The 22,309-nt window shown below is 60.3% G+C and carries 19 protein-coding genes and 1 riboswitch; of the genes, 2 read left to right on the forward strand and 17 right to left on the reverse strand.

The features are described 5' to 3' along the window. Positions 1 to 15: 15 nt before the first annotated feature. Positions 16 to 2,595: an NADH-quinone oxidoreductase subunit NuoG gene (gene nuoG, locus H4W29_RS24895; RefSeq protein ID WP_192731521.1), complete on the forward strand. Its 2,580-nt coding sequence runs from the start codon at positions 16 to 18 to the stop codon at positions 2,593 to 2,595. 72 nt (positions 2,596 to 2,667) lie between these two features. Here the strand turns inward: nuoG and H4W29_RS24900 are convergent, their stop codons facing one another. The 12 genes from H4W29_RS24900 to H4W29_RS24955 all read right to left on the reverse strand — a co-directional run bounded on the left by H4W29_RS24900 (position 2,668) and on the right by H4W29_RS24955 (position 16,455). Then, positions 2,668 to 3,108, reverse strand: a complete 441-nt coding sequence (locus tag H4W29_RS24900; RefSeq protein ID WP_192731522.1) for a CBS domain-containing protein — start codon at positions 3,106 to 3,108, stop codon at positions 2,668 to 2,670. Between the two features lie 45 nt (positions 3,109 to 3,153). Beyond that, the gene (locus H4W29_RS24905; RefSeq protein WP_192731523.1) at positions 3,154 to 3,720 is read right to left on the reverse strand and encodes an NADH-quinone oxidoreductase subunit I; all 567 of its coding nucleotides are present in this window, start codon (positions 3,718 to 3,720) and stop codon (positions 3,154 to 3,156) included. Between the two features lie 10 nt (positions 3,721 to 3,730). Next, the gene (gene nuoH, locus H4W29_RS24910) at positions 3,731 to 4,732 is read right to left on the reverse strand and encodes an NADH-quinone oxidoreductase subunit NuoH (RefSeq protein WP_192731524.1); all 1,002 of its coding nucleotides are present in this window, start codon (positions 4,730 to 4,732) and stop codon (positions 3,731 to 3,733) included. A gap of 304 nt (positions 4,733 to 5,036) precedes the next feature. Beyond that, positions 5,037 to 6,656: a GMC family oxidoreductase gene (locus H4W29_RS24915; protein ID WP_192731525.1), complete on the reverse strand. Its 1,620-nt coding sequence runs from the start codon at positions 6,654 to 6,656 to the stop codon at positions 5,037 to 5,039. After that, positions 6,653 to 8,182 carry an FGGY-family carbohydrate kinase gene (locus tag H4W29_RS24920; protein WP_192731526.1) on the reverse strand — a complete coding sequence of 510 codons (1,530 nt, stop codon included), beginning with the start codon at positions 8,180 to 8,182 and terminating at the stop codon, positions 6,653 to 6,655. The genes H4W29_RS24915 and H4W29_RS24920 overlap by 4 nt, the downstream gene beginning before the upstream one ends. A 25-nt stretch (positions 8,183 to 8,207) precedes the next feature. Beyond that, positions 8,208 to 9,056, reverse strand: a complete 849-nt coding sequence (locus H4W29_RS24925; protein ID WP_246517449.1) for a class I fructose-bisphosphate aldolase — start codon at positions 9,054 to 9,056, stop codon at positions 8,208 to 8,210. Continuing rightward, positions 9,029 to 10,777, reverse strand: coding sequence for a glycerol-3-phosphate dehydrogenase/oxidase (locus tag H4W29_RS24930; RefSeq protein ID WP_192731527.1), 1,749 nt, complete (start codon positions 10,775 to 10,777; stop codon positions 9,029 to 9,031). Before H4W29_RS24930 ends, H4W29_RS24925 begins: the two co-directional genes overlap by 28 nt. A 12-nt stretch (positions 10,778 to 10,789) precedes the next feature. Further along, a complete protein-coding gene (locus H4W29_RS24935; RefSeq protein WP_192731528.1) occupies positions 10,790 to 11,785 on the reverse strand; it encodes an aldo/keto reductase in 996 nt (331 codons plus the stop codon). Beyond that, on the reverse strand, positions 11,782 to 12,786 hold the full coding sequence (locus H4W29_RS24940; RefSeq protein ID WP_192731529.1) for a sugar-binding transcriptional regulator: 1,005 nt from the start codon (positions 12,784 to 12,786) through the stop codon (positions 11,782 to 11,784). Before H4W29_RS24940 ends, H4W29_RS24935 begins: the two co-directional genes overlap by 4 nt. 1 nt (position 12,787) lies before the next feature. Beyond that, positions 12,788 to 13,777 (reverse strand): ABC transporter permease, encoded by a 990-nt coding sequence (locus H4W29_RS24945; protein ID WP_192731530.1) that lies wholly within the window; start codon positions 13,775 to 13,777, stop codon positions 12,788 to 12,790. 28 nt (positions 13,778 to 13,805) lie between these two features. Then, complete coding sequence (locus H4W29_RS24950) at positions 13,806 to 15,350, reverse strand: sugar ABC transporter ATP-binding protein (RefSeq protein ID WP_192731531.1); 1,545 nt, start codon at positions 15,348 to 15,350, stop codon at positions 13,806 to 13,808. Positions 15,351 to 15,423: 73 nt separating this feature from the next. Then, on the reverse strand, positions 15,424 to 16,455 hold the full coding sequence (locus H4W29_RS24955; protein ID WP_192731532.1) for a substrate-binding domain-containing protein: 1,032 nt from the start codon (positions 16,453 to 16,455) through the stop codon (positions 15,424 to 15,426). Between the two features lie 443 nt (positions 16,456 to 16,898). Between H4W29_RS24955 and H4W29_RS24960 the strand changes: the two genes are divergently transcribed. Further along, positions 16,899 to 17,513: a L,D-transpeptidase gene (locus tag H4W29_RS24960; RefSeq protein ID WP_192731533.1), complete on the forward strand. Its 615-nt coding sequence runs from the start codon at positions 16,899 to 16,901 to the stop codon at positions 17,511 to 17,513. A 109-nt stretch (positions 17,514 to 17,622) separates the two neighbouring features. On the opposite strand, the gene H4W29_RS24965 is transcribed toward H4W29_RS24960, so the two are convergent. The 5 genes from H4W29_RS24965 to thiC are packed head-to-tail and all read right to left on the reverse strand — an operon-like array spanning position 17,623 to position 22,005. Further along, positions 17,623 to 18,228 carry a thiamine phosphate synthase gene (locus H4W29_RS24965; RefSeq protein WP_192731534.1) on the reverse strand — a complete coding sequence of 202 codons (606 nt, stop codon included), beginning with the start codon at positions 18,226 to 18,228 and terminating at the stop codon, positions 17,623 to 17,625. Further along, on the reverse strand, positions 18,225 to 18,998 hold the full coding sequence (locus H4W29_RS24970) for a thiazole synthase (RefSeq protein ID WP_192731535.1): 774 nt from the start codon (positions 18,996 to 18,998) through the stop codon (positions 18,225 to 18,227). The genes H4W29_RS24965 and H4W29_RS24970 overlap by 4 nt, the downstream gene beginning before the upstream one ends. Positions 18,999 to 19,001: 3 nt before the next feature. After that, a complete protein-coding gene (thiS, locus tag H4W29_RS24975) occupies positions 19,002 to 19,199 on the reverse strand; it encodes a sulfur carrier protein ThiS (RefSeq protein WP_192731536.1) in 198 nt (65 codons plus the stop codon). Further along, entirely contained in the window at positions 19,196 to 20,182 is a 987-nt protein-coding gene (gene thiO / locus H4W29_RS24980; RefSeq protein ID WP_192731537.1) for a glycine oxidase ThiO, read from the reverse strand. The genes thiS and thiO overlap by 4 nt, the downstream gene beginning before the upstream one ends. Beyond that, positions 20,182 to 22,005 (reverse strand): phosphomethylpyrimidine synthase ThiC, encoded by a 1,824-nt coding sequence (gene thiC, locus H4W29_RS24985; protein WP_192731538.1) that lies wholly within the window; start codon positions 22,003 to 22,005, stop codon positions 20,182 to 20,184. The genes thiO and thiC overlap by 1 nt, the downstream gene beginning before the upstream one ends. 93 nt (positions 22,006 to 22,098) lie before the next feature. Beyond that, positions 22,099 to 22,218: riboswitch (TPP riboswitch) on the reverse strand. Between the last annotated feature and the right edge of the window lie 91 nt (positions 22,219 to 22,309).

Here is a 22,309-nt window from a genome sequence, read left to right on the forward strand (position 1 = left end):
GGACTGCGAGGAACTATGGTTAGCATTACGATCGATGGACAAACGCTGGAAGTTGAGGCTGGCTCGACAGTGCTGCAGGCCGCCCGGCGTTTGGGCATCGATATCCCGACCTTCTGCTATCTGAAGCGTCTGCCGGCGCTGGCCTCCTGCCGCATGTGCCTGGTGGAGATCGAGGGGCTGAGAAGGTTGCAGCCGTCCTGCGCCACTGCGGTCACCGACGGCATGGTAGTGCGCACGAACACGCCGTTGATCGAGGAAACGCGCTCTTCCATGCTCGATATGCTGCTCGCCAACCACCCCCTCGACTGTCCGATCTGCGACAAGGGCGGCGAATGCGAGCTTCAGAACATGGTGATGGCCTACGGCCCCCGCGAGAGCCGATTCCGCGATGACAAACGTGTGTTCCACTCCGAGGACATCCGTCTGAGCCCGGTCATCATCATGAACGTCAACCGCTGCATCCAGTGCCAGCGCTGTGTCCGGATGTGTGAGGAGGTTGTCGGCGCGGTCGCCCTCGGCACCATCGAAAAAGGCATGGATACCGCCGTCACCGGCTTCGAGGGCAGTCTCGCGAGCTGTGACCAGTGCGGCAATTGCGTCGAGGTCTGCCCGGTCGGCGCGCTGATGAGCTTCCCCTATCGCTACAAGGCACGGCCCTGGGATCTCACCGAGACCGACACGGTCTGCCCGCATTGCGGCACCGGTTGCCAGCTGACGGTGGGCACACGTAAGGGCGAATTCATGCGGGTGCGCTCGAAGTGGGACGAGGGAGTTAACCGCGAAACGCTCTGCGTTCGGGGACGCTTCGGCCTCGATTTCGTCGCGAGCCGGGACCGGATCAAGCGGCCGATGATCCGTCGTGATGGCGCCCTCGTTCCGGTTTCCTGGGATGAGGCTGGGGACTATCTGCGCAGGCGGCTGTCGGCTGTCGAGGGCAAGGCTGCCGCTGGCCTCGCCTCGCCTCGCCTCCCCAACGAGATGCTCTATCAGTTTCAGAAGCTGATGCGTACGGCTTTGCGGACCAACAACATTGATTGCTCGTCACGCTGGTCCACGCCCTTCGATACGCTCGGCCCGCTGCTGGCAGGCTTCAACAGCCGCGCACCGCTGGACGACGTGATCGGCAACGACTGCGTGCTCGTCGTCGGCGGCAACGTCACCGAGGAGAACCCGGTCACCGAATACCTGCTGCGGGACGGCGTGCGGCGGCGGCAGACCGGGTTGCTCATGCTCTCGGCGCGGCCATCCCGTCTGGATGCCGATGCCAAGGTCGTGGTTCGCGTGCTGCCGGGCGGAGAAGCGGCAAGCCTTGCGGCGGTGGTGACCGGTCTCGCAGCGGCCGTTGGTCAGGCTTTGCCTGCCGACGTTCTTGCGGGCATCGACGCGACAATCGGCAAGCCGGCGGCGGAAACCGGCATTGACGGGCCGGATCGTCTGGCCACGGCACTCAAGGAAGGCCGCAGCGTCACCGTGCTTGTCAGCGTCGACCTCCTGAGATCACCCGAAGCGCGCGCGACGCTGCAGCAGATCAATAACCTCCTGCAGGTTCTGCGCCTGCTCGGCAAGGGTCTGGCGATGCAGTTCCTCTTCGACCGTGCCAACCAGATGGGCGCCTGGGACATGGGAGTTCTGCCGGCGGCTCTGCCGGGGCTGCGGGCGGTCACCGACGATGTGGCGCGCACAACTCTTGCGCGGAACTGGGGCGCCGAAATCCCGTCTGAACCCGGTGCGGATCTCGACGCCATTCTGGAGCTCTGCGTCGGCGGACGGATCGGCGCTCTCTATATCGTCGGAACCGACCCCCTGATCGCCTATCCCGACAGGGATTTCGTGACGCGGGCGCTTGGCGGCGCCGATCTCCTGATCGTGCAGGACGCCTTCCTCACGGATACGGCAGGCCTTGCCGAGGTCGTCCTGCCCGCGGCAGGTTACGGCGAGGAAACCGGCACGTTCACCAACAACGAGGGCCGGACCCAGACGGTCCGCAAATTCCGCGAACCCGCCTTCGAGGCGCGGAGCAATCTGGCGATCTTCGACTTCGTCGCAGCGCTTCGCAACCAAGCACTGCGGCCATCGACGCAAGGCGAAATTTTCGACGAGATTGCCCGGCTGGTTCCAGCCTATCAGGGGCTGACGCGGGACGGGCTTGGCGCCGACGGCGCATTTACCAAGGCGGTGCCGACGCCACCTGTGGCAAGGTTCTTTACGCCGCCGCCCGTCCCGGCAGCAGCCGACCGGCTCATGCTGATCACCGGCGACTGCCTGTTCCACAACGGATACCTCTCAGAACGGTCGGACACCCTGAACACGGTCGCCAATGATCCCTATGTCGTGATGAGCGCGCAGGATACCGCACAGCTTGGCCTTTCGGATGGCGATCAGGTCATTGTGCGTTCCGCCCAGGGCGAACTGACGGCGCAGCTCAAGATCGACAGGCGGTTTCCCAAGGGCCTTGTCTTCGTTCCGGAAAACTATAGAGCCTTGCGTCTCAACGGCCTGATGCGGCGGGGCGAATACCCATGCCCGGTGGAGGTTCAGAAGGTGCATGCCTCTCTTGAGGTCGACCGCGCGAGCCGGATCTGGCGTGGAGTCTGAAGATTTGGGGTCGGGGCGTCGCGCCTCCCGCAAGCTGCCCTGCCCCAGCGTCTTCACATCAGGCTGGCGACGTCAGTGATACCTGGTCCCGCAGATGTAATCCTGCAGATCCTGCTCTGTGCGCTGCGCTTCCTCGAGCCTATGTTTAACCACGTCGCCGATACTGACCACGCCGACAACGTCGCCACCATCCAGGACCAGCACATGACGCGTACGCCGCTGAGTCATGATCCCCATCGCGACGGGTAGCAAATCCCGTGTCGAACAGGTCGCCACATTGCGGTTCATGATATCCGCGACCCGCATCATCGCCGCCTCGGCCCCGTATTCCGCCACCGCATTGCAGCAATCCCGCTCCGATAGCGAACCCAGGTATTCGTCGTTCGGCTGACTGACGACGACGAAGCCGATATTGTTGTCGCGAAACAGCCTCAAGACTTCCACTACCGTCTGATCGGGAGTGACCGCTATGACACCGACACCTTTGTTCTTCATGATTTCGCCGACAAGCATCTGAGCCTCCTGTCTGCGCGCTCCGGCTTGACGGATGGCGCGCGTTCACGTTCGCCGGATATTCCGCCACCAGTTGTAGCCCTGCATCTCTTTCGTCTCGACGAGCACGTCCTTCATTGTATTCAGGCGCGCGGCAACCACGCCGCCGCCGGTTGCCGCCTTGCCCGGCTTGGCGAGCAGGTCGTCACGCCCGATCACCAAATCATGCGAGGAAAAACTCGAAAATTCGTACTGCTGGCCAAGCTTGATTGCATCTGCTGGGCAGGCGTCCTCGCACAGCCCGCAGAACAGGCAGCGAGCCGTGTCGATCTCGAATTTGGCCGGGTGCCGGTTGCCCTTCTCGTCCTCGTAGGGGACGACTTCGATACAGTCGCAGGGACAGATCCGCGCGCAGAGTTCACAGGCCACGCACTTGATCTCGCCCGCTTCATCACGCGTCAGGAAGTGATGCCCGCGATAGCGCGAGTAGGGTAGCCATTTTTCCTTGTCCGGATACTGCATGGTTACGGTTCTGGAGAACAGGTAGCCGAAGGTCAGAACCAACGCATTCGCCAGATCGGCGAAGAACGCCCAACCAATCCATGTTCCAATTCTATCCTGCGCGCGCGACATCGCCGCCTCGCTACGGAGCCGCCATGGCCCCTAAAAGTATACCGGTTATAATTATGTTCGCCATCGACAGAGGAAGCAAGACTTTCCATCCGATCGCCATCAGTTGGTCGTAGCGGTAGCGGGGGAAAGTGAAACGGAACCAGATAAACACGTAGACGAAGAATGCGACCTTGAGCACAAACCAGAGAAGTGGTGGCAAGGGGATCAGGACACCGTTCCAGCCGCCAAAAAACAGGATCACCACCAGCACCGACACCAACAGCACGATGGCATATTCGCTGACCATGAAAAACGCAAAGCGGATACCGCTGTATTCGGTATGGAAGCCAGCCCCCAGATCGCCTTCCGCTTCCGAAAGATCGAAGGGAATACGCTGTGCTTCGGCCAATCCGGCGACGAAGAACACGAAGAAGCCGACCGGTTGGTAGACGATGTTCCAGACATCGGTTTGGGCCCGCACGATGTCGAGCAGGCTCATGGATTGTGCCAACATGACCACGCCGATCACCGCGAACCCCATCGGAATCTCGTAGCTGATCATCTGCGCGCAGGTCCTGAGGCTGCCGAGGACCGCGTATTTGCTGTTGGCGGCCCAGCCACCGAAAATGACGCCATAGACCTCGATCCCGATCACCGCAAAGACGAAGAGTAACGCCACATTCATGTTGGAGACGTAGAGCGTGATCTCGGCGCCGAGGACCGAGATGCTTTCGCCGAAGGGAATCGCGACGAACACGACAAAGGGTGGGGCGAGCGCCAGAATTGGCGCCAGTTTGAACAGGAAGCGATCGGCTTCGGCCGGAATGTGGTCCTCTTTGGTCAAGAGCTTAATTCCGTCCGCCACCGGCTGCAGCAGTCCGTGCCACCCGACACGCATCGGCCCCATCCGCTGCTGGATGTGCCCGGCGATCTTGCGTTCCAGCCAGGTTAGCGGCAACGGCAGCAGCAGCAGGATCGCAATCAGAAACGCGACCTTGAAGACAATCAGGCCAAGGGCAACGATAAGTTCCATGATCCGCGGCCACTTATTCATCGGGTTGAAGCGCGCGACCGGACTTTGGCTCCGGCTATAGACCGAGCACTTTGCGCAACCGTCGGGCACTATGGTACAACGGTGACGCACCTCATACAATGCCACCACAATTATGTCGTCGCGAGCTACGATCTGTCCGGCTCAGGATTGTTTAAGACAAGTGGTTCGACGCCCGTCTCTGGCCGATTTTATTGGTTGGGGGCCGACAGCACGGCAATCTTATGAAGTGTGCAGGATTACAGGAGGATTCCTGCATCCGCGCCTCATCTGGAACCGCATTTTCTCAACTGACGATCATGTCTGCCGCTTTCTCAGCGATCATGATAGCTGGCGAATTGGTATTGCCTGAGACAATGGTGGGCATGACGGACGCATCAACGACCCTCAGCGCCAAGACACCACGTACACGCAGCTCCTGATCGACGACAGCATTGTCATCGCCTCCCATCCGGCACGTTCCAACGGGGTGAAAAATGGTCGTTGCGATATCCCCTGCCCTTCGGATCAGTTCCTCATCGCTTTGAAACTCTAATCCCGGTAGCATTTCCTTGGGTGCAAACCTCGATATCGCCATCGTCTGCATCAGCCTGCGCGCATGGCGTATCGATCTTGCGGCAACGATGCGATCTCCAGCGGTCGAGAGATAATTTGGCCTGATCTCCGGCGCCGCCCCTACGTCCGGCCCTGAGATATGCACGGTGCCTCTGCTTTCCGGGCGCAGGTTGCAAACCGACACCGTGACGGCCGGGTAGCGGTGCAGCGGTTCACCGAGCCTGTCGGTGCTGAGCGGCTGGACATGGTATTCGAGATCCGCTGTGGCCAGGGTCGGATCGCTCTTTGCAAAAATGCCCAGCTGGCTTGGCGCCATGGAAAGCGGACCAGAGCGGCGAAGTGCATATTCCAGGCCCATGCCGGCGCGTGAAAAGAGGTTGTGATAGAGCTGGTTCAAGGTCTCTGCGCCTTCGATGCGGAAGACCGTGCGAATCTGAAGGTGGTCTTGCAGGTTCTCGCCGACGCCATTCAGCGAATGAGTGACGTCAATGCCGGCCGCCTGCAGCACGTCAGGCCTGCCGATCCCGGAGAGTTCCAGTATCTTCGGTGAATTAATAGCACCGGCGGAAAGAATGACCTCGCGGCGGGCGCGCGCTTCATGCATCTTGCCGTTCGATCGAAACCGGACGCCAGTGGCGCGCCGGCCCTCGAATTGAAGCTTTTCCGTTTCGGCACCCGTCAAGACCCGCAGGTTGGGTCGCTTCATTACGGGGCGGAGAAACGCCTTGGTCGTATTCCAGCGCAACCCACCGCGTTGGTTCACTTCGAAATAGCCCGAACCCTCGTTGTCCCCGCAGTTGAAATCATCCGTCTTCGGGATACCGAGTTCCTCGGCCGCATCTCGAAACGCATCGAGAACGGGCCATGAGAGGCGCTGGCGCTCCACCCGCCATTCGCCGCCCGCACCGTGCATCTCAGACCTCCCGCGGTAGTTATCTTCGGATTTGAGGAAGTACGGAAGCACGTCGTCCCAGCCCCATCCGGCATTGCCCGCCTGACGCCATCCGTCATAGTCGGCCGCTTGGCCGCGCATGTAGATCATGCCGTTGATGGAAGAACAGCCGCCAAGCAGCTTGCCGCGTGGATAGGGAAGCGAGCGGCCGTTGAGGCCGGGCTCGGACGCCGTCCTCATCATCCAGTCCGTCCGCGGATTGCCCATGCAAAAGAGGTATCCGATCGGGATATGAACCCAGTGATACCGGTCGTTGCCGCCTGCTTCGAGCAGCAAGACACGGTTTGCAGGATTTGCGGAGAGGCGGTTCGCAAGAACGCATCCGGCAGATCCCGCTCCAACGATGATGAAGTCATAAACGCCGGCATCCGCGATCACATCAGGCGATGATTTGGTCACGCGTCCGCTCCCGCAGCGGGTTGGAGTGTCGATGACAGGCGCCGCCAGATCGGCGCTAATGCTTCCGCGATGTCGCGGTAGAGATCATAGCGCCGCGCGTAGTGATCCCGCATGAGGAGGTCAGGAAGATAGTTCCGTTCCATGCGCACCATAGACGCAGCACCGTGCGCGAAATCCGTGAATATAGCTGCACCCGTGCCGGCCGCGATTGCGGCACCCAGAGCACCGGTCTCGCGCGAACGCGCGATCGACATCGGTAGCCCCAAGACATCGGCGAATATTTGCGGCCACAGCATGCTTCGTGATCCGCCGCCCGAGAGAACAGCCTCGGTGAAAACGGCTCCCGCTTCCCGCATCTTCTCAACGTGCTGGCGGTGACCGAAAGCGACACCTTCCAGAACAGACCGGACGAGATGACCCTTCGTATGCCAGCCGGCAACACCGTAGAAGCCGGCGCGGGCATTACCGTTTTGCTGCGCGCCATAAAGGAAGGGGTGATAGAGCGGGTCATCGCTGGCAGGTTCGATGGCGGCGGCAAGCTCGCCGCAAAGATCGAACGGCGATCGCCTTCCCGCCGGAATATCCGAAAAGAACTCTCGCACCAGCCATTCGAGGTTCACAGCCGATGTGGCGCTCGACTCGATCGCCATGTAACGGTCACGGTCAAAGGTCGAGGACATGAAGACTGGGCCGGTAAGCTGCGGCGTGTCGATGATGACCTGATTGATGCTCCAGGTGCCGGCGATAATCGAGACGCTGCCGGTTCGCGAGACACCCGATCCGAGCGCCGAGGCAACAACATCAAACAACCCGCCCACCACAGGCGTGCCGGCGGCGAGACCCGTTTCTCTCGCCACCTCTTCCGTCACGGTGCCGGCAATGTCGGCACTTTCGATCAGCGTCGGCAAAAGACCCATACAATCGCCAAGGCCATAAGCCTCCATCAGCCCCTTGTCATAGCGACGCGCGGCAAGATTGAGCAGCCCGGCGCCTGACATGTCGGACACCTCACTAACACGTCTGCCGGTCAGACGGTTGACGACGAAATCCTTGGAGAAAAAGACCGTGCCGATACGGTCGAACAGCTCCTTCCGGTGACGTTTCACCCAAGCAAGCAGCGTCGGCGTCTGGGATGGCCACGGACGTTGCCCGGCGATCGGAAAGGTGCGTTCGCCGACGCCTTCCGACGTCCATTCTTCGACCAGACCCGCCGCCCGTGTATCGAGCGACTGGATGCCCAACAGGGGATTGCCCTCGCGGTCGAGCGCATAGAGGCCGTTACCATGCCCGGCGCAGCCTATCGCTGCAATCTCGCCCGGCTGGATCCGGGCCTGTTCGATACATGCGCGGATAACCTGCCGGGCATTCGTCCACAGTTCGTCCAGCTCGCGTTCAACGTAACAGGGAAATGGCGTGTGGCTATGGGCCTCTTTCGATGCGGCGGCGATTTCGTTGCCGTCGCGATCGAAGATCACCGCCTTGATGACGGTATTACCGGCATCGAGCCCCAGTAGAAAATTTGGCATGCTCCTCCTCCAAAAGTAGCAATCTTCATTCTCCGCTGCTCTGATAGAGCGCAAACGCTTCTTCCCCACCAGCATCGTCGTGCACGACTGCCATCAATCCGCGGACAACCGCGCTTGGATTAGCGTGCTGATAGATGTTGCGCCCGTAAACCATTCCGACGGCGCCCTGACGCATCAGGGCGGCCGACTTGTTGAATACGGCGCGAAGATCTTCCTTGCCGCCGCCGCGAACCAGAACCGGACAGCGCGCCGCTTCCACAACTTTGTGAAAATCATCGGCATTCGTTGTCGGATCCGCCTTGATGATGTCTGCACCCATCTCGCGAGCAAGCCGGGTCAAGGTCACGATCTTGTCGGCATCGCCATCGACCATGTAGCCACCGGCCTTGTCGATCGGCTGCATCACCAGCGGTTCAATCATCAGCGGCATGCCGTACCGATCGCAGTCGGCACGAATGCGGGCGATGTTCTGGACGCATTGACGGAAGAGGTCGGGCTCGTCCGGCAGCATGAACAGATTGACGACGACACAGGCCGCATCCATCTCGATGGCACCGATCAACGGCTCCGCCTCGTTCTGCAGCACGGCCCACATCTGCCGGTGGCGTGTGCTGTTATAGGGGTTGCCCATGTCGACGCGCATCACCAGTGCCGGCTTGTCCTTTCCCGCAACGTTCTGCAGCAAATCGGCCTGGCCAAAATTCATCTGGATCGCGTCGGGCGCTGCATCGACGAGAACCTTGACCACCGATTGCATATCTTCGAGACCGGTGAGAAACGACGGCTCGTTGCAGACACCGTGATCGATCGCCACGTCGAGGCAGCGCCCACTGCCGAACAGCCGGTTCATCCGGACTTTGTTGTTGGTTCGCATTCCATGCTCCTTTGGTCGTTCCGTTCGAAAAGAGTGGTTTCATCAACGCCGTGGCGTTCGCGTAAAAGCGTGAGAAAACGGCTGCGCTCCGCGGCGCGTTGAGCCGGTATCCAGGCCTTCTCGGCCGCGAGAAGATCAAGCACCGCATCCATCATCTGCAGGGAAAGATTGCCTGTTATGGCAAGCGTCGTGCGCCTGAGGAGCACGTCGTCCAGTCGTTCGGCCGCTTCGTTGCGGATGAGGAAAAGCAATTCACGCGTTGAATAGTCGGGATGAGGCATGACTTCATCAGGCCCAGTGGCTATGAAGCTGGCAATCGCCTCCGCCTCGGTGCCGTAGCGGGAAAAGAGCGCTGCCATACGCGTCGCCGTTATTCCTATTTCTGCCGAAGTTTGTGCAATCCAGGCTGCGCGATCGAGGGGAAATCGCCGCCCGCCTCCGATTGCCCTATCGGCCGTCGAAATCCGGCGCTCCCTGCCCAGTCGCTGAAGGGCGAGATCGGCGGCGAGTTCGCCAAACGAGCGAAAAGTTGTCCATTTGCCGCCGATCATGCAGAGAACCGAAGGCCCGCCATCGGCAGCTTCAACGACTGTGCAGAAGTGGTCGCGAGGGATCCGGCCGGTAAAACTGTCGGTGCTCGACGGCAATGGCCGCACGCCGGAAAACTGATAGGAGATTTCTTCCGGCCGGATTACGACGTCAGGCAGGACGAAGGAAAGGGATTGCAGGATATAGTCGCGCTCGTCGGCCTCGCAACGCACCGCTTCCGGGTTCTCAACGCGGATATCGGTGGAGCCGACAAGCACTTTTCCAAGATAGGGGAACAGGATGCAGATCCGGCCGTCCTCGTTCTCATAATAGATCATGTGACCGGCCAGCGCGTCGTAGAGCGCAGCATTGTCGATGATAAGATGCGAGCCCTTGGTTCCCCCCATCAGGTTCCCAGGACGGTCATCGGGCTTTAGAAGCGTGCTGTTGGTAATGTCGATCCATCCGCCGGTTGCGTTGATGATAAGTTTTGGTTCGATTGCGACCAGAGAGCCGCCGATGTCGTCACGGATGACATGCTGGCCGGTGTCACTCCTGCTGATCTCGGCATGGTTTAGTGCGCGTGCCTCTCGTCCGGCGGCAAGGCCGTCGGCCAGCAGTTCGATCCCGAGCCGCTCCGGGTGGCTTACCCAAGCATCATAGTAGGTTGCGGAACTCCTGATCTGAGGATGGAGCGCCGGCCATTTCGCAAGCGTTGTGTACCGGCCGCGAAACTGGTGAGGCGGCATCATGGCCCGCTTGCGCGTGAGAAAGTCGTAGATACTGAGCCCCGCCTTGATCGCCAGAGCACCGCGGCGGCTTGGTCGCCGGGTCAAACCGAGGAAGCGGACGAGACCGTTGCCGAGACCGGAAAAGATGTCGAAGATCGGAACTGTCGTGGGCAGAGGTGCGACGTAGTGCGGAGCGTTGCGCAACAGACGGTCGCGTTCGGCCAGGGATTCCTGAACCAGCTTGAACTCGCCGTTCTCGAGATAGCGAAGGCCTCCGTGCACCATGCGTGAGAGAGCAGCGCTTGCACCGGAGCAGTAGTCGTGCTTCTCGACAAGGAGCACATTGATCCCCTGCAGCGCCAGTTCCCGGAAGACGCTGATGCCGTTGATGCCGCCGCCGATGACACACACGTCCACCTTCGGGCTCCGGCGAAGCCCGTCCAACGTTTCTTCACGATTCATGATGACGATCCGTTACCTGTCCATGGCAGTCAGTTTCGCTGAAATGGCTGCATTGATGGCTGATTGATCATCCACATCCAGCCGTATGGTCCCGGCCCGGGCATTGTCGAGTGCCTGCGCTTTATTGCGGGCGCCGCAAAGCGCGAAGGTGATACCTGGCTGGGCAAGCGTCCAGGCGATTACTGTCTGTGCGATGCTGGCCTGGTGCTTGTCGGCAACCGGCCGGATCGCGGAAGCAAAATCCACGGCCTTTTTACGGTTCGAGACGGAGAAGCGCGGATTGTCCCGCCGCTGATCGTCACCGGAAAATATCCGCTCCGGTCCGATAGCACCGGACAGAAGGCCGAGCGCCAGCGAAGAATAGCTCAGCGTCGACACGCCATTCACCCGGGTCAACGGCAGGAGATCGCTCTCAATCTCCCTATCGATCATGCTGAAGCGCTCCTGGATAGCATCGAGACCGCCGGTGGCAATATAGGTCTCCAGCTCAGGGGCGCTGACATTGCTGGCGCCGATCGCCCGGATCTTACCCGATATCTTCAGGTCTTCCAGCGCCCGCATCGTTTCCTCGATCGGCGTCGTCGGATCCTGCCAATGGGTGATATAGAGATCGAGATAGTCAGTGCCGAGGCGCCTTAAGCTCTCCTCGACCTCGTGGAAGATCGCATCGCGACCAAGGTAACGGTGAACCGGCCTGCCATCCTGATCGAAGAAATGTCTGCCCTTGTCGGCATGCCACACGAGGCCGCATTTGGTGGCGATAACAGCCTTATCGCGGCGACCTGCAAGCGCTTTGCCGACGATCTCTTCTGACCGGCCGAGGCCGTATGCCGGCGCCGTATCGATCAGCGTGACGCCGGCATCCAGTGAAGCCTGGACTGCGGCGATCGATTCCGCCTCATCCGTGCCTCCCCACATCCAGCCGCCGATTGCCCATGTTCCAAGGCCGACAGCCGAAGCGGTGATGCCCGACCTGCCGATATCGCGTATCAACTGCTGCTCGCTCATGCGCGTTGTCCTTCACCGTTTGCCAGCGCCAGAACACGAGCACCGGTCGCTTCGTCGGTGACCAGCGTATCGAGATGATGACCGCGCATAACGCTGAGGATCGGACCTGCCTTGTTCGGACCGCTTGCCACACCAATCTTCGTCGGGATCGAGGCAAACTCCGGAAGGGTCAGCGAGACCAGTGATCGGTTGAGGCTGTAGTCACAGACACTGCCCCGATCATCGAGCAGATGCGCAAGTAGCTCACACGAGGCGCCGGAGCGCTCGATTGCTGCGCGGTCCGTGCTCGACGAGGGATGCAGATCATAATAGCTGGAGTCATCGGAGAGAATGGAGCCGATGCCGACGACCGCCACCTTGGCCTCTCGCGCCCGCCTGAAAACATCGGCAACAGAACGCATGTTGATCAGCATGTCGCGCTCTGCAGCACTATCGGCAAAGAGAGGTGCATGGATCTGGAACGAACGACCGCCGAGGCGGTCGGCCATCATCGTCGAGACGTGATTCACATCTGTATAGTGCTTGCCCTGGACGCAGCCCGTTGCCGGGATGACCGCCACGTCGAAGCGACGCGGCGCCTGAAGGCCGGCAACAACTGCGCTGACACCCTTGCCGCCGGTGATGCAGATCGTATCGCCGTCCGCGATGTGTTCGAGTAGCAGGCGAGCCGCGGCCTCGCCGACCGTCTGCAGCGTTGTTTGCAGATTATCGGACACGGTCGGCACAACGATGGCTCGGCTGATGCCGCCAAGTGCCAGAAGTTGTTCTTCCATATCGACAAGCGGCTCGACCGGGGATTTGATCTTGATCTCGACAAGACCGAGCTGGCGGCCGCGCTTGATCAGCCGATTGACGGTGGCATGCGAGATGCCGAGCCGGTCGGCGATTTGCGCCTGCGTCAGACCTTCCAGGAAGTGCAACACCAGAGCCTGATGCATTTGCCGCGCGATCACGATTTCCTCACGCGGCACGGCTGCGGATTTTGGTTTTGCAATCGGCATGTCAGGCAGCCTTCCGCTTGTGCAGGAAATGGTCGATGGAGACGGCGGCAAGCAGAATGCAGCCTTTGATCATGTCTTGCCAGTAGACCGAGACATCGAGCAGGATCAACGAGCTTGTGACGACCGACAGGAGCGCAATGCCGAGGATGGCGCCAAGGATCGTGCCGGAACCACCACTGAGCGAGGCACCACCGATAACCGCTGCGGCAATGATATTCAGCTCCATGCCGACGCCGAAGGTCGGGGTCGCGGCACCGAAGCGCGACATATAGATGACGCCGGCGACACCCGACAACGTGGCGCAAAGAACGGTGACCCAGAACTTGACCTGATTGGTCTTGATCCCGGAATAGAGCGCCGCCTTCTCGTTACTGCCTGTGTAGAACACTTTCCGAAAGGCGGTGGCACGTCTCAGCAGGAAGTCGAAGATGGCGACAATCGCGACGAAGATCAGGATGACGTATGGAACTCCGTAGAGCGTACCCTGCCCGACTGCCTTGAACGATGGAGGCAACGTAAACAGCGAAAGCGGCGTTCCCTTGGTGATGATCAGGCAGACGCCACGCACGATGACCATGGCCGCAAGCGAGGTGATGAAGTGGTTGAGCCCGATCACCGTGACGAAGAAGCCCATTACGCAACCGATCAGCGCGCTTGCGAGAATTCCGATCAACGACGCGCTCCATGGATCGAGTCCCATGAGGAAAAGTGATCCCGACAGCACCATAGAGAAGCAGACGACCGAGCCGACCGATAGGTCGATGCCGCCCACGATAAGCAAGATCGTCATGCCGACAACGACGATGCCTTCTACCGAGAACGACATCAGCATCGCTCTGAAATTGCCGAGCGTCAGGAAGTGCGGAGAAGCAAAACTCATGAGCATGCAGAGTGCCAGGATGATCGCGATCAACCCCGCTTCGCGCATCGTTGCGAGCCTTCTCCAGGAAGATGGGCGCTCCTTCGCCACCCCCAATGCGTAGTCTGTCATTGCCCGCTCTCCCATCCCTGCTTCTTCTTCAGACGGCATGCTCTGATGCCTTCGATTTGATATATCGTCTCGCGCCGATACCGGATGCGAGCCTCATGACGGCTTCCTCGGTCATCGCCTCGCCTTCGAGTTCGCCCGCGACGGTGCCTTCCCGAATGACGATCGCCCGGTCGCAGAGACCGAGCAGTTCCGGCAACTCTGATGTGATGACGAGGATCCCTATCCCCGAACGCGCAAGATCACGCAGAAGTCGATGAATTTCTGATTTGGCGCCGACGTCGATACCGCGCGTTGGTTCATCCATGAGGATCACTTTCGGATCGACCGCCAACTGCTTGGCGATCGCCACCTTCTGCTGATTGCCGCCGGAAAGTGATGAAACCGGCATGTCGATGCCGCCCATGCGAACGCCAAGGTCGCGTGCCAGGTCTCTTGCCAGCGCCGCCTCTGCCTTCGCGTTCAAGAGGCCGAACCGTCCTGTCAGCGATTTCAGGTCGAGAGCTGCGATGTTCTGGGCGATCGACAGATTGAGGAAGACGCCGGACCCCTTGCGGTCCTCGGAAAGGTAAACGAGCCCCTCTCGCACCGCGTCTGCATAGCATGTCGCCCGCAGCACCTTGCCCTGCAGCCGTACCTCGCCTTGCGCCGCCCGGCGCAAGGCGCAAATACCCTCCGCAATCTCCGTCCGGCCGGAACCGATCAGGCCGCTGATACCAAGAATTTCACCCTTGCGAAGTTCAAAGCTGACGTCCTGAAAGCGCTTGCCGTCGCCAAGGTTCCGAATGGATAGGATGGCTTCACCACGGCGCTCGGCCACGGGCTGCTTTTCAGGATAGAGCTGCGTGATTTCGCGGCCGACCATACGGCGCACCACATCCTCGGCCGTTGTTTCGCAGACCTTTTCCGTCGAGACGTAATGTCCGTCGCGAAAGACGGTGACGCGGTCGCAGAGATTGAAGATTTCCGCCATGCGGTGGCTGATGTAGACGATCGATATGCCGTGGGCCTTGAGATCGTTGACGATGCCGAAAAGCACCTGCGCTTCCGCTTCCGTCAGCGCCGCGGTCGGCTCGTCGAAGATGAGAACGCGGCAGTCGAGTGTCAACGCCTTGGCGATCTCGACCAACTGCTGGCTTGCAATCGGCAGCTCTCCCACCTTTTGGCGAACGTCGATCGGGGCAAGACGGTTCATCACCACCTGCGCCTCGCGTTCCAGCCGGGCGAAATTCATAAACGGTGTGCGGCGGCGGTTGGTCGTCGCCATGAACATGTTTTCAGCAACCGTCGCATCCGGGCAAAGCGCGATTTCCTGATGCACAAGACCGATACCCAGCGACTGGGCAGAAGCCGGAGAAGCGATCTTAACGACCGCACCGTCGACGACGATGTCTCCTTCGTTTGGCTGCAGGACACCGGCGATTATGTTCATCAAGGTCGATTTGCCCGCACCGTTCTCGCCGCAGAGGGCATGCACTTCACCCCTCTCGAGACTGAAATTTACATCCGTCAGCGCCTTGATCGCGCCGAAGCGCTTGCTGACGTTGCGTATTTCCAAGACCGGCGCTGGCGTCATGACATCCTCTCCCCTCCCTACCCTGCATCGGCTGCCCGGGATCTCCTCATCCCGGCCAGCCGATTTGTCAGGACTACTCCTCAATGCCCTTCGTACCGCGGCGTTTCAGGTACTTGTCCCAATAGAAATCGTCGGCATTGGCGGCTGTCACGATCGACAGGCCGTTATCGACGAAGGGAATGCTCATCGGGTTGAAGCCGGAGCGCTTGGCGTCGTTCATTGGGTCGATCAGTTCCGGGTGCTTGGCAAGCCACAGCATCATGAAGCCCATATAGCCCTGCATACCCTGGTTCGGATTGATCGAACCGAAGACTTCGCCGGCCTTGATCATATCGAGAATGTTGGCGTTGACGTCCGCGCACATCACGAGGATCTTGCCGCCGCTTTCCTTATTGGCCTGGGCTGCCCCGATTGCTGAGTTTGCCTCCGGCATGAACACGGCATTGAGGTTGGGATGCGCCTGCACAAGGCTCATGAGACCCTGATAGGCCTTGTTTGGATCCTGGTTCGACGCAGCCCGTCCGACGAGCTTCATACTAGGATATTTTGTTTCCATGCGGGCAATGAAAGCCGCGATGCGCTTGTCGTGATTGTCCTGACCCGGATTTTCCAGAACGGCATATTCGCCCTTACCACCAAGCTTCGCAGCAATCGCGTCGGCCGCGTAGGTGCCTTCACGCGTATTGTCCGAGGTGATGAAGGAGATGCGTTTGGAAAGCGGCGCGTCGGCCGCGAAAGTGACCACCGCCGTGCCTTGATCGATGGCGCGGTTGATCGGCTCGATGAAGGGGTCGGAATTCATCGGATGGACAAGGATGCCTGCCGGATTTTGCGCGAGCGCCTGATCGAAGGTGGCGATCTGCTTGTTGACGTCATATTCCGGCGTACCGGTATAGGCGGTCTCGCAGCCAAGCTGTCGGCCGGCCTGCTTGAACATCTCATAGACCGGGAACCAGTATTCGACGCCCGAAACCATGACGTTCATGACGTATTTCTCTCCCGGCTTGCAGCGAAACGGATTTTCCGTTTCAGCCGCTGACGCAGCCGTGCTCAATGTCGCGACAGCCAAAACAGCCATCGCTGTCGTGCCCAGAAAATTGCGCAAAGTTCCTCCTCGAGGCCGAAGCCCCTGCCAAAAAGCCGATGGCGCGCATCGCGCCTTGTTCGTGAAACCGGACTTCCTCCTCGAACCCCGGTAATGGCAGTTAGCCTTGGAAGCTCGGCCGTGTCAATATAATTCACGCAATGAAATATATTTCACGACATGGGCTCAAATCCACTAAGAGGCAAAAACTGGAAGGCTTCTCGAAAGGACCGGGCAGGGACTCGTCACACATTTTCACCGGTCGGATCCAAAACTCTACACGGAGGGCCAAGCTCCCCGGGGTTTGCTCTTCAGACCATTGGCAAGGGGCAAAGGCATGAAAGTCACATTGAACCAAAGTCTGCGTGAACCCGGCTGGGCCCTGCGTTTTTGCGCGTTAGCGGCCATAGTGCCGCCACAGAGTTCGGTGCAATCGTGCCGGTATAACAAGCGGATGGCATAAAATGAGATTGCTGGCATTCCTCGCTGTGGCCCTTTTGCTGACGGTCTTTAACGCTCAAGCTCAAGTTTACGGGCCCTACGACGGCTACGACGATTACGGTGGCTATGGGTATGACGATCCATATAGTCCCTATCCGCCACCTCCCCCTTACTACGAGCCAGCGCCTCGGTATCAGGAACCCTCGCGTGAGCGCAGGCAACCGTCGACACAGAGCGCACGGGGAACGATCGTGATCGCGACACGCGAGCATACGCTTGTCTACACGACGGCATGGGGTGAACAGTTTGCCTACCCGATCGCCGTCGGGCGCGAAGGCAAACAATGGTACGGATCCACGCGAGTTGTATCCAAGCGCGAGCATCCCGAATGGCGACCAACCGCTAGCATGCGGCAGAAGAATCCGAAGCTTCCGGCGGTCGTAAGACCCGGTCCCCGTAACCCGCTCGGCACCCGAGCAATCTACCTCGCCGACGGACTGCTACGCATACACGGCACCAACGACCCCTCCTCTATCGGCACCAACGCGTCGAGCGGTTGCTTTCGGATGTATCGCGAAGACGTCGAAGAGCTGTACGAGATGGTGCAGCCGGGGACCCAGGTGATCGTCCAGCGGTAGTCGAATATCGCTGAGCTTGGCAGATGTCACGATTTGGAGTGCCTTCTAACTTCGAGACTGCGCTGACGGCTTCCTGGCGAGAGGCACAGCTCGACGTAGTGCCCTTCTCCTAACGCCACGGTGCCGTCCGTTCGATCCATTCGAGCGTCCGCGCTTCGGGATCGATGTTCATGGTGATGTCGGTGACAACGGCCGCGGTGTCGGCGCCCGCGTCAAGCACGCATTGCAGCCTTTCGACATTCAGCCCGCCGATCGCCACCAGCGGCAGCGGTGCGACGCGCCTTTTCCACTCCCTGATCCGTTCCAGACCCTGCGGCGCCCATTTCATCTGCTTGAGAGTGGTGGAATAGACCGGGCCGAGCGCCACATAGTCAGGCTTTGCGGCCAAAGCCGTTTCGAGCTCCGCTTCGTCATGGGTGGAGAGGCCGAGTTTCAGGCCGGCTCGGCGGATGGCAGCAAGGTCGGCTTCTACAAGATCCTCCTGGCCCAGATGGATGAAATCGCATCCCTCGTCGATCGCCAGTTTCCAGAAGTCGTTGATAACCAGTTGGCAATTCGCAGCTGCGCAAACGGCTTTCGAACGGCGGATTTCTTGGCGCAGGACCTCGTCCGGGCGATCCTTCACGCGCAGTTGCACAAGTTTGACGCCCAACGGCACGAGGCGTTCGATCCATTCGCAACTGCCGACGATAAGATAGAAGGGATCGAGCCTCATTCGAACACGCCCTTCCCGACAACCGGAGTGGACGGCACCGCCATGTCGCGCGGCTCCAGCATGCCGGAGAGATAGGCGAGCCTTCCGGCCTCGATCGCCTTACCGAACGCCTCGGCCATGGCAGGCGGATCGTCTGCGACCGCGACCGCCGTATTGAGCAGCACCGCGTCATAGCCGAGCTCCATTACCATTGCCGCATGCGACGGTCTGCCGATCCCCGCATCCACGATCAACGGAACGTCCGGAAAAGCGGATCGCATGGCGATGAGCGCGGAAGGATTGCGCGGACCGGCCGCAGAACCGATCGGGGCGCACCAGGGCATCAGGACCCGGCATCCGACGGAGAGCAGCTTTTCACCGACAACCAGATCATCCGTGGTATAGGGAAATACGCAAAACCCTTCCGCGCAAAGAACGCGTGCGGCTTCGACCAGTTCGAACACATCCGGCTGGAGACTGTCGTGATGGCCGATGACCTCGAGCTTGATCCAGTCGGTACCAAACACTTCGCGCGCCATCCTGGCGGTCAGGATCGCCTCCGACGCACTGTGACATCCCGCGGTATTGGGCAGGACGCGTACTGCGAGCTGGCGGATGAGGTCGAAGAAGGCGCCACCCGTCTTTCCGCCGGCCGTTTCCCGGCGAAGCGAGACCGTGACGATTCCTGCGCCAGACCGGCCTACCGCCTTGGCAAGGACGGCCGGTGACGGATAACGCGCGGTACCGAGCAGAAGCCGCGAAGACAACTCAGCATCATAAATGGAGAGCATGGGTCAGCCTCCCTGCATCGGGGACAGGATTTCGATGCGGTCACCGTCGTCGAGCCGGCAGCAGGCGCGGTCCTCGCGATGCACAAGATCGCCGTTGACGGCCGTCGCCAGCCAGTCGCCCTCGTATTCCAGAACATGAAGAAGCTCGGAAAGGGTTGCAGCCTCGCAGACCTGGGTTTCGCCGTTGATTATCAGTTTCATGAGCTTAGCCTTTCAGAAGCGAATGCCTCTCGCATGAGAATATCGGCGGCCCGCGCAGCCATGGCGGGTGCCAGCAGGAAGCCATGGCGGTGCATGCCGGCGATCGCGACCCCCTCCTTCGTTTCGATCACTCGCGGAATGTTGTCTGCAAAAGCCGGACGTATGCCCGTCCCGGTCTCCACGACGCGCGCCTCGCCGAACGCCGGATGCAGCGCATAGGCCGCGTTCAGGAACTCCATAAGCGAACGCGCGGTAATCGGTCCGTCATCCTCCGCCTCGATCATCGTCGCCCCGACCATGAAACGGTGATCGTCGCGAGGCACGATGTAGATCGGATGGCGCGGATGCAGCATCCTGACCGGCCTGGAAAGCGTAATATCGGCGGTTTCCAGATAGAGCATTTCGCCTCGCACGCCGCGCAGGCCGGAAAGTCGCGATATCGCCGCCGGCCCTGTGCAGTCGAGCACGCCGGCAAATTGCCGATCCTGCGGCTGGTGTGCGCCGAAATGGAAGACGACGCCGCGTTCGCGGAGACTGTTGCCAAGCCTCGTCAGCGCAAGGCGTGGATCGAGATGCGCTTCCTGCTCGAAGAAAAGGGCCTTTTCGAAGCGGCCGGCAAGTGCGGGTTCGAGGTCGCTCACGCCCTTGCCATCGAGCCAGACATGACCGGTCGTGCGCGCGGCAAACCGGGCGAGATCCGGCAGGTCGCGCGGCTGCGCCACCACCAGCGTACCGCGGCGATGAACTTCGCCGGGCACGGCCTCCTCCCACCATCGGGCCGCATCCAGGCCCAATGTCAGGACAACCTCTTCGGCCGCCTCTCGTTCGCAATAGGGAGCAAGCATTCCTCCAGCAAAATGGGAGGCGCCAAGCCCCGCCGCGCAGGCCTTCTCGATCACCTCTACCGAAAAGCCCCGTTTGACGAGCTCATGGGCCACCGCGAGGCCGGCAACGCCGGCCCCTTTGACGAGAAACGTAGGCATTATGCGTTACCCGGAAGGTTCTCGACCGGCATATAAAGATCTCCGCCATCGCGATATCTGGCGGCCATTGCTTCCAGACCCTCCTTCTGCGCCTCGGCACGGATATCGTGGGAAATCCGCATCGAGCAGAATTTCGGGCCGCACATGGAGCAGAAATGCGCCACCTTGTGCGCTTCCTTCGGCAAGGTCTCGTCGTGGAAGGAACGGGCCGTTTCAGGATCGAGCGAGAGATTGAACTGATCCTCCCAGCGGAACTCGAAACGGGCGCGCGACAGCGCGTCATCGCGCACCTGCGCTGCCGGATGGCCCTTGGCGAGATCGGCGGCATGCGCGGCGATCTTGTAGGTGATGACGCCCACTTTGACGTCGTTGCGGTCCGGCAGGCCGAGATGTTCCTTGGGCGTCACATAGCAGAGCATGGCGGTACCGAACCAGCCGATCATCGCAGCTCCGATGCCCGATGTGATGTGGTCGTAACCCGGTGCGATATCAGTGGTCAGCGGCCCGAGCGTATAGAAGGGCGCCTCGCCGCAGACCGCGAGCTGCTTTTCCATGTTCGCCTTGATCTTGTGCATCGGCACATGGCCAGGGCCCTCGATCATCACCTGGCAATCCTTCGCCCAGGCGATTTTCGTCAACTCGCCGAGCGTTTCCAGCTCCGCGAACTGGGCCGCATCGTTGGCATCGGCGATCGAACCCGGGCGCAGGCCGTCACCGAGCGAAAGCGAAACATCGTAGGCCCGGCAGATATCGCAGATCTCCTCGAAATGCTCGTAGAGAAAACTCTCCCTGTGGTGATGAAGACACCACTTGGCCATGATCGAGCCGCCACGGGAAACGATGCCGGTGACACGGTTGACGGTCAGCGGGATATAGGCGAGCCGCACGCCCGCATGGATGGTGAAATAATCGACGCCCTGTTCGGCCTGTTCAATCAGCGTGTCGCGATAAACCTCCCAGGTGAGGTCCTCGGCAATGCCGTTTACCTTTTCGAGTGCCTGGTAGAGCGGCACGGTACCGATCGGCACCGGCGAATTGCGAATGATCCATTCGCGGATATTGTGGATGTTACGGCCGGTCGACAGGTCCATGACCGTGTCGGCGCCCCAGCGGATCGCCCAGACCATTTTCTCCACTTCTTCCGCCATGGATGATGTGACAGCCGAATTACCGATATTGGCATTGATCTTCACCAGGAAATTCCGGCCGATGATCATCGGTTCGGATTCAGGATGGTTGATATTGGCGGGAATGATCGCCCGACCTTCCGCAACTTCGCGGCGAACGAATTCGGGGGTGACGTAATCCGGGATATGAGCGCCGAAACTCTCGCCGTCCCGCTTCAGCGTGTCCTTCGCCACCTCGCTGCCGAGGTTTTCGCGGATGGCAATGAATTCCATTTCCGGTGTGATAATGCCGGCGCGTGCATAGGCGAGTTGGGTAACGGCTTTACCGTCCCTCGCCCTCAGCGGTCGGTTCCGCACCGGGAATTCTGGCGTCAACCGGTCGCCGGACACGAAGCCGTTATCCTCCGGCCTGACGATACGGCCGTCATAAGCCTCGACATCGGCGCGCGCCGCAATCCAGCTTTCGCGCAGACGTGGCAGACCGCTTTCGATGGCCACTGTATGGGACGGATCCGTATAGGGACCGGAAGGGTCGTAGATCCTGACCGGCGGCTCGCCCGATGTTGGATGCAGCGCGATCTCTCGCATCGGCACCCTGATATTGGGGTGGATTGCGCCTTCGATATGGATCTTCTCCGAGGCCGAAAGCGGACCGGCGGTGACGGCGGGAGATTGCGGTTTTGCGGCAATATTCATCGTGAGGCTCCAAAGTTTTCGCGTTGGAGACCCAGTCATCGAGCCGGAATGATGGAAGAACGCCGACGTGGATTCCTGGCGTGAATCCACGTTTCATCAGCGCTTGCACCGTCCCTACGCCAGTATGAACTGGATCAGGTTCAACGGGTCACTGCGCCGCGCAATCGCTCAGCAGTATCTCAGCCCCTTGGCGGGACCCCCCTGGTGAATAGGGCTAGGCTATTGTGGGAAACGGCGCTTCGTCAAGCCTATAGGGCACCATTCCCGAAGCCTTATCCCGGCTGGCTGTCAGTGCTACCGGAAA

This window comes from Rhizobium viscosum (genome assembly GCF_014873945.1).
In the GTDB taxonomy this organism is placed as follows: Bacteria; Pseudomonadota; Alphaproteobacteria; order Rhizobiales; family Rhizobiaceae; genus Rhizobium; species Rhizobium viscosum.

Excerpts from the sequence above, each read along its gene's own strand:
- nuoG (WP_192731521.1), top strand. The coding sequence starts at position 16 with ATGGTTAGCATTACGATCGATGGACAAACGCTGGAAGTTGAGGCTGGC.
- H4W29_RS24900 (WP_192731522.1), bottom strand. The coding sequence starts at position 3,108 with ATGCTTGTCGGCGAAATCATGAAGAACAAAGGTGTCGGTGTCATAGCG.
- H4W29_RS24905 (WP_192731523.1), bottom strand. The coding sequence starts at position 3,720 with ATGTCGCGCGCGCAGGATAGAATTGGAACATGGATTGGTTGGGCGTTC.
- nuoH (WP_192731524.1), bottom strand. The coding sequence starts at position 4,732 with ATGGAACTTATCGTTGCCCTTGGCCTGATTGTCTTCAAGGTCGCGTTT.
- H4W29_RS24920 (WP_192731526.1), bottom strand. The coding sequence starts at position 8,182 with ATGCCAAATTTTCTACTGGGGCTCGATGCCGGTAATACCGTCATCAAG.
- H4W29_RS24925 (WP_246517449.1), bottom strand. The coding sequence starts at position 9,056 with ATGCGAACCAACAACAAAGTCCGGATGAACCGGCTGTTCGGCAGTGGG.
- H4W29_RS24930 (WP_192731527.1), bottom strand. The coding sequence starts at position 10,777 with ATGAATCGTGAAGAAACGTTGGACGGGCTTCGCCGGAGCCCGAAGGTG.
- H4W29_RS24935 (WP_192731528.1), bottom strand. The coding sequence starts at position 11,785 with ATGAGCGAGCAGCAGTTGATACGCGATATCGGCAGGTCGGGCATCACC.
- H4W29_RS24940 (WP_192731529.1), bottom strand. The coding sequence starts at position 12,786 with ATGCCGATTGCAAAACCAAAATCCGCAGCCGTGCCGCGTGAGGAAATC.
- H4W29_RS24945 (WP_192731530.1), bottom strand. The coding sequence starts at position 13,777 with ATGACAGACTACGCATTGGGGGTGGCGAAGGAGCGCCCATCTTCCTGG.
- H4W29_RS24950 (WP_192731531.1), bottom strand. The coding sequence starts at position 15,350 with ATGACGCCAGCGCCGGTCTTGGAAATACGCAACGTCAGCAAGCGCTTC.
- H4W29_RS24960 (WP_192731533.1), top strand. The coding sequence starts at position 16,899 with ATGAGATTGCTGGCATTCCTCGCTGTGGCCCTTTTGCTGACGGTCTTT.
- H4W29_RS24965 (WP_192731534.1), bottom strand. The coding sequence starts at position 18,228 with ATGAGGCTCGATCCCTTCTATCTTATCGTCGGCAGTTGCGAATGGATC.
- H4W29_RS24970 (WP_192731535.1), bottom strand. The coding sequence starts at position 18,998 with ATGCTCTCCATTTATGATGCTGAGTTGTCTTCGCGGCTTCTGCTCGGT.
- thiS (WP_192731536.1), bottom strand. The coding sequence starts at position 19,199 with ATGAAACTGATAATCAACGGCGAAACCCAGGTCTGCGAGGCTGCAACC.
- thiO (WP_192731537.1), bottom strand. The coding sequence starts at position 20,182 with ATGCCTACGTTTCTCGTCAAAGGGGCCGGCGTTGCCGGCCTCGCGGTG.
- thiC (WP_192731538.1), bottom strand. The coding sequence starts at position 22,005 with ATGAATATTGCCGCAAAACCGCAATCTCCCGCCGTCACCGCCGGTCCG.